Below are 12776 nucleotides of genomic sequence, written 5' to 3' on the forward strand. Positions count from 1 at the left end.
ACCACTTACTCCATTATTTGTGTTCGTTACTACTACATAGTAATACATCGTGCCTACTGTAGAGGTCGGGGCTGCATAGGTCGCATTTGTGGCTCCGCTTATCAAGGTTCCTCCACTCGGACTATTCGTCGTATTGCTGTACCATTGGTAGCTTAATGTGCCCCCATCACCTACACTTGCCCCTACACTTAATGTTGGACTAGTAGCTCCTTGGTTCACAGTCGCTCCTACTGGCTGCGTTCCGATTGCTGGCGTCTCCGCATCTACTGTTCCAGCAACTGGATACCCCCATAATTCAAATTCATAAATCATAGCCGTTAAGATTTCTCCTGGCATACTCGAAAAAGTTTCTGTAACTTTCACTCGAAAATATTGATATGTTACTGAAGAAGAAAATGTTTTATCAATTGTTGTTGTATATCCACTAGAATCAATTTCTATATTATTATCAGAAAAATCGATTTGGGTAAAATTCACACCATCATTACTACCTTCTAACTTAATATTTTTTACGGTATACGATTCCATTGCTGTGTCCTTGAATGCTGCACCCACCACAACCCAACGGTTTATCGTATGTGGTGTACCAAGATTCACCATCAGCCAAGCGGGATTACTCTCAGTAATTTCTCCCTCACTTAGATTAGACCCCCAATAAGTAAGTTCATCTTCATCAAAAGCCATATCGGCTGTTGCCCAACCTCCCTCTACACTTGAAGCCGAATATTGCTTGCTTTTCGCAACATTCGTATCCGAACTTGCACTTACTTCTATATCTGCAAATCCACCAAAAGAAATTAAATTAAAAAGCAATAACCCAACTACAAATACGGAAATAATTTTCAACCACTTTTTATTTTTCATCCAATCCTCTCCTCAAAATAAATTTAGCTCCTTGATTGTAAGGATTGTTTATACAAATCAAGATATAAACACTTGGAAAATTCGTATTCTCACTATATAGGAACTTTACTGTTAAAGACTCCTCTACGGATATCCAAAATGTTCTAAATATCTACCTCAAATCATTAGATACACTACACATTTCTATGAAAATATAAAATTATTAAATAATTAGCATTATAAAACTTTTAATTTGTTTACTAATTATGGTCTGTCTGGAAAAATACCCTGATAACATATAATATAATTTAAAACTAGATAAGGTTGCATATTCGCAACAGGAGTACCAGAGCCTGTTACGCCAGTATTTACTGTTCCTGTTACTGTCCCATTTACTGTTCCTGTTACTGTTCCTGCTACCGTTCCTGTTGCCTGCACCGAATTGGTCTGTAGTGTCGTATCAGGTGAGTTTGTGCTGTATATGTTTATAGGTTGATTAGCAGTCGTTCTTGCTACACCTAAACATGTATTTGAACCTGGCACAGATGTCGCATTCCCTGCTACCGTGGTTGCATTATTTGGTAAATTCACAGTAACTTCACACGTTCCGTTACTAATACTTCCACCACTAATTCCTGCACTAAATGTATTATTTAATGTAACCGTATGACTATGTGGTGGTATCTGACCAGCTTGCAAGACCACCTCTTCGCTGCCCCCCTTTTGTGCAATCTGCCTATTCGTTAATCCTTCACCTTGCCCCGTTCCTACTGGCACCCTACCTCGTAAATCTGGTAATTTAAACGTAGTTGAATTATTCCCTCCGTACCTATAGCCAATTAATGCAAAAAGCGCCTGATGCTGCATTACTTGTAATTCCTGCCCTTGACATAAAAACCATCCTCGGGGAGCCCAGTCTAGAGGCCAAGGTAAAATAGTTCCTATAAAAGCATCCATTAATACCATTCTCCTTTCATTCTTATAAATTATTTTTCCTATCAATTGATTTTGAGAAATTAAAAAGCCCTTATTTATCAACTTCCCATCTCATTAATAAATATGGCAACACTTCATCTGTAACAACAAACCCACATCGCTCGTACAACCTCTGTGCAGGGTTTCCTATCAACACTTTTAATTCTAAAGGTAATCTTAATTCAGCAGCTGTACATTGCAATTCTCTCAATCGCGTTGTACAGATTCCCCTTCCTCTATATTCAGGAAGTACGAAAATATCTATCAGACGTATTGCTTCTTGCTGTACCTCGGTTATCAATCTCCCAATGCCTGCACCCTCATACATAATGATTTCATATTTGGCATGGGGAAATTGTTGCTGATAAGAAACTTTTTGAGCATCATATTGCATGCGTAATAGTTCTTCTATTTGTTGCTCATTCCATTCCAACATGGCAAATTCACTTTTTCTTGTAGATACATATAATGAGTAAAGAGTATCTTCCTCTTCAGGTAATGCCACTCGCAATTTCACCATATCTTTCATTTAGCTAAGCTCCCCACCTCCATTCAAAACATGATTTACAAATAAAAATACAGCTATTTTTCCAATGTATTGATTAGTAATAACTAAGAAAAGAATCGAATAGTTTGTCTTATTACTCTAATCTTTTTAACTTTCGTAGATTGCAGTTATCTAGCCTCCTTAATAAATCGGAATATTCAGATAAATTAAAACAAACTTATATAAGATTAATTCATAATACCTAATTCATAAAATCAAAGGTTTTATTTTTTTGGTGACTTTTAACTTTTTTTAATTATATTATAGGTCTATCTATTGCACCATGAATTTTTTCCATTTTTTACGTTAAGTTTTCTTAACCTTTTATTTTGCAGCTATGAATGCACTAAGATTTATTTATACTCGCAACATGAAAAACACTCTTTAACTAAAATAAATTCTTCAGCCAAGAGTGTTTTACTATATTATCTTTATTTATAAAACCTTCTCTAAAAAATCCTTCGCACGCTGTGTTGATGGTGCTGTGAAAAATTGCTCTGGTGGGGCGTCCTCAATAAGCTTGCCGCCATCAAGGAATAAAATGCGATCAGCAACCTCACGAGCAAAGCCCATCTCATGTGTCACAATCAGCATTGTCATACCGCTTTCTGCAAGGTTTTTCATAACGGCTAATACCTCTTTAACCATTTCAGGGTCAAGTGCTGATGTGGGCTCGTCAAATAACATAACCTTTGGGTCCATCGCAAGTGCTCGCGCAATGGCAACACGCTGCTTTTGACCACCCGATAAACGATTTGGATACTCTCCACGCTTCTCAAATAGACCAACCTTCATGAGTAACTCCTCTGCTTTTTTATTAGCAGAGGCTTTGTCCATCCCCTTCACATTAATCGGTGCATACGTTAAATTTTCAAGCACCGTTTTATGTGGGAAAAGATGAAAATGCTGAAATACCATGCCAACCTCTTCACGGATTTTCATAATATTTGTGCCTTTATCTGTTAAAATGTCTCCCGCAATGGTCACCTTGCCGTTTGTAGGTGTTTCTAATAAATTTAAGCAGCGTAAAAATGTTGATTTACCTGACCCTGATGGCCCAATAATTGCAATTACTTCTTTTTCTTGAATTTCCGTGGAAATACCCTTTAAAACTTCATTTTGTCCGTATGATTTGTGTAAATCCTCAATTTTAATCACTTTTTCTCATTCCTTTCTCGATTCGTTTACCAAGGAACGTTAAAACAAGCGTCATTAAATAATAAATAACCCCTGCGAAAAGTAATGGCTCAAGATAACGATATGTTGAACCACCAACGATATAAGCACGACGCATAATATCGAGCGCACTAATTACTGTTACAACAGCTGTTTCTTTATTTAATGTAATAAATTCATTGACTAAAGATGGCAAAATATTTTTCACTGCCTGTGGAATAATAATATCCTTCATCATTTTGGCATATGGAATACCAAGAGCCTGTGCCGCCTCCATTTGTCCTTTATCGACCGCATTAATCCCTGCACGAATAATTTCTGAAATATACGCACCTGAGTTTAACCCAAAAGCAATAATAGCTGTTGGAATAGGGTCAATTTGAATATCTAATAGCTGTGGCACTGCATAGTAAATAATTAATAATTGCAGTACAAGTGGTGTACCACGGAAAATGGATGTGTAGAAATCAGCGAACATGCGTAAAACATTGACATTACCAATTTTACATAATGCGAGTAAGATACCTATAATAAAACCGATGATTGATGCACCGATTGCAATTTGAAGTGTAACACCTATCCCTTTTAAAATATAAGGAATAGAGGGAACAATAGCTGTAAAATCTAAATTCACAGCGCCCCCTCCTTTCTTTGTTATAGAAATGAAAAGCACAAGCGATAGCCCCAAAAGAGCTATCGCATATTGGTATTATTCAACTTTCTCTAACCATTTTTCCTCTAGCTCTTGAATTTTACCCTCTTCAGCTAGCTCTTTTAATGCTTGGTTAATTTTATCCTTTAAATCGCTACCCTTCGGCACAGCAATTGCTTTAAAGTCCTCTGGCTGCTCTTCTACAGGGAAAGCGACTAATTCATCATTTGTTTTTAAGTAGCCTTTTGCAACGCCACCTTCAACAATACCTGCATCTAAACGTTTTGACATCATATCCTGCACAATTTCAGGAATACGTGTACGTCCTTCTACTGTTGCGCCTACTTTCGCTGCGATTTCATTCCCTAAATTTTCTTGGATAGATGCTGTTTGTACACCTATTTTTTTACCAGCTAAATCTGCCTCTTTTTCAATGCCACTATCCTTTTTCACAATGATTACTTGCTCTGTTTCATTGTATTTATCTGAGAAATCTACTACTTCTTCACGCTCAGGATTTGGTGTCATACCTGAAATTACAACATCAACTTTGCCCGCCTGTAAAGCTGGCACTAAGCTGTTAAAATCCATATCTTGCATCTGCATCTCAGCACCTATTTTTTCACCAATTAAATTAATTAAATCAATATCAAAGCCAATAATTTCTTCGCCCTTTGCTGCATCCACATATTCAAATGGTGCATAGTCTGCAGAAGTCCCTACTTTTAATACTTGTTTTTCCCCTGTATCCTCTACATCTGCCCCTGACTTGCTTTCGTTAGTATCCTTTGCGCCACATGCAGCAAGCACACCAATAACTAGTATAAGCATCAACATAAATAATTTGTTCTTCATACTAAGTATCTCCTTTTATTAATAATTTATTGTGTATACGAGTATATTTCTCAAAAGCATTTAATGGATATTTATTCATTTTTAAGAATAAAAAATCTTTCTGCTATTTAAGATATACTCTTTTGCAACAATAATCAAGTAAAACTTCAAATGTTTTAAAAGGATATTATATATGTAATTTTCAAATAAATCAATTTATTCAGGCAATTATGTTAAAGAAAATATTTCCTATACGATATTTTAAACTCTTTCTCATTATATGAAAATAACAATAATTATATTAATAAAATATATACAGAAATTGCTTTTGCATAAAATTTATTGATGATAAAATGGCATATAAAAGATATACCATCATATCTCTTATATGCCATTTAACATAGTTATTTTTTTATTGCAGCTGCTTGTATTTCATAGAATGCCCAATGTTTAACTGTAACATCTGTAAATAGCGGGGCTTCGACTTTCTCTGTTACTGGATGGTTCAATAAACGATTCAGCACCTTTACAGCTTGCGCCCGCGTTAGTATATCATTCGGGGCAAATTGATTTTCCCCTATGCCAGTCATAATGTCCATTTGACTAATGCGCTCAATTTCCTCGGCAGCCCAATTTTGGGAGGCTACATCTGTATACGTTATTTGATGTCTATTGTTATTACAGTAAGGGCTATCTGTAGAGTCAGCCTCACACTGCTGGTCAATCCAGCGTACAGCAATAACCGCCATTTGTGCACGTGTAATGGCATCATTAGGTCCAAATAAATGATTGTTATACCCCTTCATCATGCCTTGCATGTGTACATATTCGATAGCATCCTTCGCCTCATGCTTTGTTGTATCTGTAAAACTCGCTGTTGCTTCTGGAATAGCGTTATCTGTTAGGTAACGAGCTAACATACTTGCCATTTGCGCACGTGTAACGGCTGTATTCGGGCGGAATGTACCGTCTGGGTAGCCTTTAATATATGGTATAAAAATAGGTTCCTCTACCACGATTTCATCTTCAATTTCCACTTCCTCTGTTGGCTGCTCCTTTTTCACAGGTGCGTATAAAATCGAGAACGTCGAGAATTTTGTGACATCAAATTGGATTCCCTTTGTCCCTTCTTTGAAATCCACTACTTGCCCACGTACCACCTCTTTTGTGCCATCACTATGCTCAATATACACCGCTAAATTATCTAATTGCTCCTGCGTCACATCTTTTGGTAGAGGCAATGTTAACGTGACAGGACGATTTTGCATATTGGTTTCGATAGTCATTGGCTGCCCAAGTAATGTGATGGTTGCATTGTTCGTTAACTGCTGGACACTCGCCTCTGCTTTAGCTCGCTCCTCTAGCTGTTGCTGTGTTGTCTGTGCTTTGACTGGCACTACACGGAAATAAATATCGCTTGCTAAATTTGCTAGAGAGGTAGCTGGGATATCCATTTTTACTGTTTCCATATCGATCCCTAAGCCTGTTTGCCCCTCTGTTAATAGCTGTGCTGCTTCTCTTGCAATTCCCACGGTTGTTTCACTTACTTGTTGCTCCATATCTGGAATAACAATACGTGATTTTTTATTTTCTTGATTCACTAGTTTTTCTATCGACTCTCTTGCATTCGCAGACGTAAAGTTCACTGTATCCTTTACAACACCACCAGTACTTTCACGTGTAATAACCGTTTTCACTAATACCGCATTTGGGTTACTTGCATCCACTACATCCACCGTGATTTGATTAGATGGAGCAGGTGTAGATGAAGTTGAACCTGAATTAGATGGTGGTGGATTTGGTGTTGATACAGCATTCCATTTCGCATAAAGCGTTGTATTGGCTGTCACCTTATCTGTTGCAAAATTCCAAGCTGTTTGTAATAGACTATCCTTGTACCAGCCTGCAAATGTATAGCCTGCTCTTGTCGGTGCTGTTGGTGTTGCAATGCCTTCACCTGATGTTACAAATTTCGGCGCAACTATGCTTCCGCCATTTGTATTAAATGTCACCGTATATCCAGGAATACCTGTCGAATAAATTGTCATTGCCTGTGGTACAGTTCCATTCCATAGTGCAGATGGTTGCATAGTGCGGTCTGTGTACCAACCTGTAAATGTAGCGAATGCTTGGCTAGAAAAGGCTGAACCATCTACACTACTCACGTTCCCCTTAAACTCGACTTGCTCTAATTTATTGCCTTTAAATGCTGTGCTTTCAATCTCCTCCACTGTGGACGGAATCACTACATTTGTTAACTGATTCCCTGAAAAAGCAGATGTTTGAATCTTTTTAACACCTTCTGGGATAACGACGCTTGTTAAACCCTTTTGCATAAAAGCAGTCATCCCAATAATCGTCACGGGCTTATTATTAATTTCAGCAGGAATCACTAAATCTGTTGGTACAGTGCCATTATAGCCTGTAATCGTTACAGTGCCATCACTATTGTTAGAAGTGGTAAATGGGCTTGCTGCTGCCCATTTTGCATGTAGCGTTATTGGCTCTGTCACTGTATCTGTTGCAAAGTTCCATAACGTTTGTAAGTCCTCACGATACCAGCCATCAAATATATAGCCATCTTGTATTGGGTCTGCTGGCTTCATGACAAGCTCTCCAGCTATTACAACCTCCGTGTTCACCGGACTTCCGCCATTTGTTTCAAAGGTTACTTCATGTGTTGTTTGCGGTGTAGAATAAATTTTTAGTGCAGTTGTTACAGTTTGCTGATCCCAAGGAGTTTGGATATTGCCATTTATAAACCACTGAATACTCATGTTATTATCTTGGAAATTAAATGCACTAACATCGACTGTTACTGGCGGATTTAGTGGTTGTTTAAATTCAATTGTTTTTAATTTATTAAGTACAAATGCTGAATGACCAATCATTTTTATACTGGATGGGAACGTAATACTCTCTAGCTCATTTCCTACAAATGCACTCGTTTCTATTTTCTCAAGATGACTTCCCTCTTCAAATATAATTGTTGTTAGTTTATTCCCAAAAAATGCTGACTCGCCTATTTTTGTTACACTTGCGGGAATAGTAATAGATACTATATTGTTCCATTCTCCAGTCAGCATCATAGACGAAAAAGCGTTATGCCCTATCTCAATTAAGTTAGATGCTGGTTCAAAATTTACTGATGTTAGTTTATTTTGTTGAAAGGCACCATTACCTATTTTTTGAACAGAAGAAGGAATGGTAACGGTTGTTAGTTCATTTAGTTGAAAAGCAGTTGCCCCTATTTCCTCCAAATTAGAAGGTGACTCAAACGTTAAGGACGTTAGTTGATTGAACATAAAGGCATTGTCGCCTATCTTTTGAACGGAAGAGGGGATTTGAACATTCCCTAATGTATTGCCAGTAAAAGCTCCAATTCCTATTTCTACTAACTCAGACCCTGGTTCAAATGTTAAAGAGGTTAGTTGACTAACTGAAAAGGCAACATTCCCTATCTTTTGAACGGAAGAAGGGATTTGGACACTCCCTAATGCATTGCCAGCAAAAGCTCCTTCCCCTATCTCTACTAACTCGGACGCTGGCTCAAATGTTAAGGATGTTAATTGCTTATTTGAAAAAGCGGACTCTTTTATTGCTGTTACGCTTTTTTCAACACCCCCATCCCATAAAGTGCGTGGAATAACTAAGTCCCCGTCTGGGATTAATCCCGCATACCCAGTAATAGTTAAACCATCTGGATTTGTTTCCGTTAGAAAACCGCTATCAGCCTTTGGGGATAGCAGCCCTAGCTGTGACCAAATAAATACCGCAATAATGAAGATACTACTCCATTTTTTTATCATCTACTATTCTCCTTTTTCTGTGTATTGTTTTATCAAGTATAAAAGAATTATGAGCATTTTTAGCGTTAAGATTTCTTAACGTTCAGCCTGCTTCTATTTTAATAAGATAGGCTATCTTGTATAATCCAACTAAAACCATGTTGAGTGAGGGAGTTGCAGGTTAAGGGGGTTTTTAAAAATGAAAAAATTATCACTATTATTCGCGATTATTATTGGGTCACTGCTGTTAGCGAGCGTTACCTTTTACTTAACTCAACCTAGCTCGCATGAACCCCAAGCAGTTAAAGGTGTGATGGATTTACGCCATCATACATTTCATGATAATGCCCCTGTTAAATTAGACGGGGATTGGGCATTTATTCCAAATCATTTAGTGGGTGGTGAAGCCTTCGACACCTATCAAAGCTATATTGTTGACGTTCCTTCTCCTTGGACAAAATATACAGTTGATGGACAACCATTACCCTCCTTTGCAAGTGGGACTTATCGCCTTAAAGTTTTAATTGATGATACTGAGGAGATTTTAGGCATTAAAACGAGCACAATACGTATGTCAAACGCCTTGTATATTAATGGACAACGGATTGGACATAGTGGAGAGCCAGCCGAGGATCATAGCTATACCCCACATAATACACCGTATACTGCTTATTTTTCGCCTGATAAAAAAGAGCTGGAATTGATTGTCCATGTAGCCAATTTTGATTATGCACCAGGTGGAGGTATTATAAGTTCCATCTTTTTAGGGGATCAACATAGTATTGCAAAGCTTCGAGAAGGTGCACTATTCTATGACTTAATTACACTAGCAGGATTTTTAACAATGTTTATTTATTTTTTCGGCTCTTATCTGTATTCAAGGTTAGGCATTGAGCAGCTCTATTTTGCTTTATTCTGTTTTGCTAGTGCGCTCTACACGCTTACGCATGGTGAAAAGCTGTTACTAGCCTTTGTTAATATGAGCTATGCACCATTTCAAAGCATACAAATGGTGTCAAGTGTATCTGTAGGTCTCTTTATATTGTTATATTTCTATCGCGCATTACTAACATATATGAATCGTCGAGTTGTAAAAGTATTATGCATTATCGGTATCCTATTTATCTTTGCAGGTATGCTACCAACAGCAATTAATTCACAATTGCAAAATATCAACTCATTATATGTTTTTGCAAATATTGTTTATATTTTCTATGTACAAATTAACGCTATTTATAAGAAAGCCACTGGTGTAATGTATTTAACCTTAAGCTCATTAGCTATTTTACTTTATTTTATCGTTGCTACTTTAAACACCAATATTAACCTTGAACTGAATGCTCTGCCACCATTGCTACCGTTTATTTGCTTAACAATGCTTTCTTTATATATTTCTCACCGTTTTGCAGATTCCTATTTAGAGAAGGGCAAGCTTACAGAGGCACTTATACATGTCGACCAATTAAAAGATGAGTTTCTTGCTAAAACATCTCATGAATTTCAAACACCCTTGCATGGCATTATTGGGATTTCTCAGTCTATGTTAAATGACAATAGTAAGCCTGTCCTAGCTGTGGAACAGAAGGAAAAAGTAACACTTATTTTTAATATCGCTGAACGCCTCTCCTATTTGGTCAACGATATACTTGATTTTTCAAAGTTAAAGGAAAATGAATTAACATTACGGATAACATCTGTGGATTTATTTGCGGTTACACATATGACTGTAGAAGTGTTGTCCTATACGATTAGCAAAGATGTAAAAATATATAACCATATTAAGCGCGGATGCTTTGTCCAAGCTGATGAAAATCGACTTCGGCAAATTTTATATAACTTAATTCATAATGCAGTAAAGTATACAAACGAAGGGAAAATTGATATCACTTGCTATGAGGAACAAGGATTTTTAGTCATTGATATACAAGACACTGGCTGTGGCATTGCACCTGAAAATTTAAAAACCATTTTTAACCCATTCCAGCAATTAAACCATTCAGTTGGTGGTACTGGACTAGGTTTACACATTGCAAAAGAGCTCATAGAACGGCAAAGTGGGAAAATTAGTGTAAATTCTATTGTTGGACAAGGTACAATATTCTCAATCAAACTCCTAAAAGCACAGCCAACAATGGAGGAATTGCCAGCAATGCCTACCCAAACCTATCAGCAACCTTTCCTAACATTCCCACATATTGTTGAAAAAATAGGGAAGAAAAAAATTCTTATTGTAGATGATGATGCTGTTAATTTAAAAGTATTAATTGATATTTTGACACAAGAAAACTACTCCGTTATTGCTATTGATAATGGGCAACATGTTTTTGAACAGCTGACACAGCATCCTGATATTGATTTATTAATTTTAGATATTATGATGCCTACGATTTCTGGATATGAGGTTTGCCAGCAAATTAGACAAAGCTACACAGCTACAGAGCTACCTATTTTAATGCTGACAGCAGCGATTCGTCCAGAAGATATGATTGCAGCCTTTCAATCAGGAGCGAATGATTTTTTACATAAGCCTCTTGATAGCGTGGAGCTAAAGACACGTGTACGCAATCTTATTTTATTAAAGGATTCAGCTGGGGCAGCAATTGCTATGGAAACTGCTTTTTTACAAGCCCAAATTAAACCGCATTTTGTTTACAATGTATTAAATTCAATTTTATCACTTAGCTATTTAGATTTGGAGCAGGCACGGGCGATGATTACAAACTTTGCTACTTTTTTACGCAATAGCTTTGCCTTTGAAAATGCCAATAGCCTTGTGCCTTTAGAAAAAGAGCTTAGTCTTATTAATGCGTATGTAGATATTCATCGTATCCGATATCCTGAGCAATTAGAATGGGAAATTTGTATGGATAAGCCTATTCAATGTCTTATTCCACCGCTTCTGCTTCAACCATTAGTGGAAAATGCCCTGCTTCACGGGTTAAAGCTCAAAAAAGAGGGTGGCAAGCTACAATTATTGATAATGCAGGAGCAGCATATGGTAATTTTTCAGCTTATAGACAATGGTATTGGCATATCTTCTGAGCTTTTACAACAAATTCAGCATGGTGAAACAACCCCTAGTCAAGGTATTGGTATTCGCAATATTTCTAAACGATTGAAAAAATTTGAAAATGCTACTATCCATTTTGAAAGCATTGAAAATAAAGGAACAACCGTTGAAATTCGTTTTCCAATTATTTCGATAGAAAGGATTTGAGCATTTTGCTAAAGGCAATTATTGTAGACGATGAAATTTTGTCCATCCATTTATTAGAATCTATGCTAAAAGCAAGCGACTCCATTGAGGTAATCGGAACCTTTCGGAACCCAAAGGACGCCTTAACAAATATTGATATATTAAAGCCTGATATTTTGTTTTTAGATATTGAAATGGCTGAAATGACTGGCCTTCAACTTGCATCTAAAATAGAGAATGCTTCACATCAAATCGATATTATTTTTGTTACAGCATATGAGCAATATGCTTTAGAAGCATTTAATGTACAAGCTACGGATTATATTTTAAAGCCAATTGACCATGATCGATTATTAAAAACAATTGAACGATTATCTGAACGACGCTACCCTATTAAATCTATAATGCCAGTCGAGGAGGAATCTTCTAAAGTTATTCATACATTGCATTTTCATATACACTTAGGAAAGGTTTCAATTGGCGATACTGTATTAACTTTATCAACAAAGGAATTTCAAATTTTATTCTTTTTAGCACAGCATAGCCAACAAGCCTTTCCAGCCGCTGAGCTATATCGACGTATTTGGGATGAGGATAGTATTGGGCAAACACAGGCATTACGAGTGCATATTAGTAATCTAAGAAAAAAGCTAGATGCGATTCCAGGACAACCAGCTAAGATTGTGATGGCAAGAGGCACTGGCTATCAATTAATTTTTCAATATCAATCATAGAAGCAACCATGTTTAACATATTTTTATTTTA

At 36.9% G+C, this 12776-nt stretch carries 9 protein-coding genes; 2 read left to right on the top strand and 7 right to left on the bottom strand.

Going from position 1 to position 12776, the window contains the following annotated elements:
* The 7 genes from ACIQVU_RS11795 to ACIQVU_RS11825 form a co-directional block, all read right to left on the bottom strand.
* Positions 1–864: discoidin domain-containing protein (locus ACIQVU_RS11795; RefSeq protein ID WP_402895661.1), on the bottom strand; the 864-nt coding region annotated here is incomplete at its 3' end.
* A 243-nt stretch (positions 865–1107) separates the two neighbouring features.
* Positions 1108–1800: a phage tail protein gene (locus tag ACIQVU_RS11800; protein WP_340803921.1), complete on the bottom strand. Its 693-nt coding sequence runs from the start codon at positions 1798–1800 to the stop codon at positions 1108–1110.
* 70 nt (positions 1801–1870) lie between these two features.
* On the bottom strand, positions 1871–2347 hold the full coding sequence (locus ACIQVU_RS11805; protein WP_340803920.1) for a GNAT family N-acetyltransferase: 477 nt from the start codon (positions 2345–2347) through the stop codon (positions 1871–1873).
* 453 nt (positions 2348–2800) lie between these two features.
* Complete coding sequence (locus ACIQVU_RS11810; RefSeq protein WP_340803919.1) at positions 2801–3523, bottom strand: amino acid ABC transporter ATP-binding protein; 723 nt, start codon at positions 3521–3523, stop codon at positions 2801–2803.
* Positions 3516–4175 carry an amino acid ABC transporter permease gene (locus ACIQVU_RS11815; RefSeq protein ID WP_340803918.1) on the bottom strand — a complete coding sequence of 220 codons (660 nt, stop codon included), beginning with the start codon at positions 4173–4175 and terminating at the stop codon, positions 3516–3518. The genes ACIQVU_RS11810 and ACIQVU_RS11815 overlap by 8 nt, the downstream gene beginning before the upstream one ends.
* Positions 4176–4250: 75 nt before the next feature.
* Complete coding sequence (locus ACIQVU_RS11820) at positions 4251–5048, bottom strand: transporter substrate-binding domain-containing protein (RefSeq protein WP_340803917.1); 798 nt, start codon at positions 5046–5048, stop codon at positions 4251–4253.
* A 383-nt stretch (positions 5049–5431) separates the two neighbouring features.
* A complete protein-coding gene (locus tag ACIQVU_RS11825) occupies positions 5432–8836 on the bottom strand; it encodes a leucine-rich repeat protein (RefSeq protein ID WP_340803916.1) in 3405 nt (1134 codons plus the stop codon).
* Positions 8837–9014: 178 nt separating this feature from the next.
* On the opposite strand from ACIQVU_RS11825, the gene ACIQVU_RS11830 reads away from it, so the two are divergent.
* Positions 9015–12032: a hybrid sensor histidine kinase/response regulator gene (locus tag ACIQVU_RS11830; protein WP_340803914.1), complete on the top strand. Its 3018-nt coding sequence runs from the start codon at positions 9015–9017 to the stop codon at positions 12030–12032.
* A gap of 5 nt (positions 12033–12037) precedes the next feature.
* A complete protein-coding gene (locus ACIQVU_RS11835; RefSeq protein ID WP_340803913.1) occupies positions 12038–12745 on the top strand; it encodes a response regulator in 708 nt (235 codons plus the stop codon).
* Positions 12746–12776: the final 31 nt, after the last annotated feature.

The sequence above is a fragment of the Lysinibacillus sp. NPDC098008 genome, from assembly GCF_044760715.1.
GTDB lineage: Bacteria > Bacillota > Bacilli > Bacillales_A > Planococcaceae > Lysinibacillus.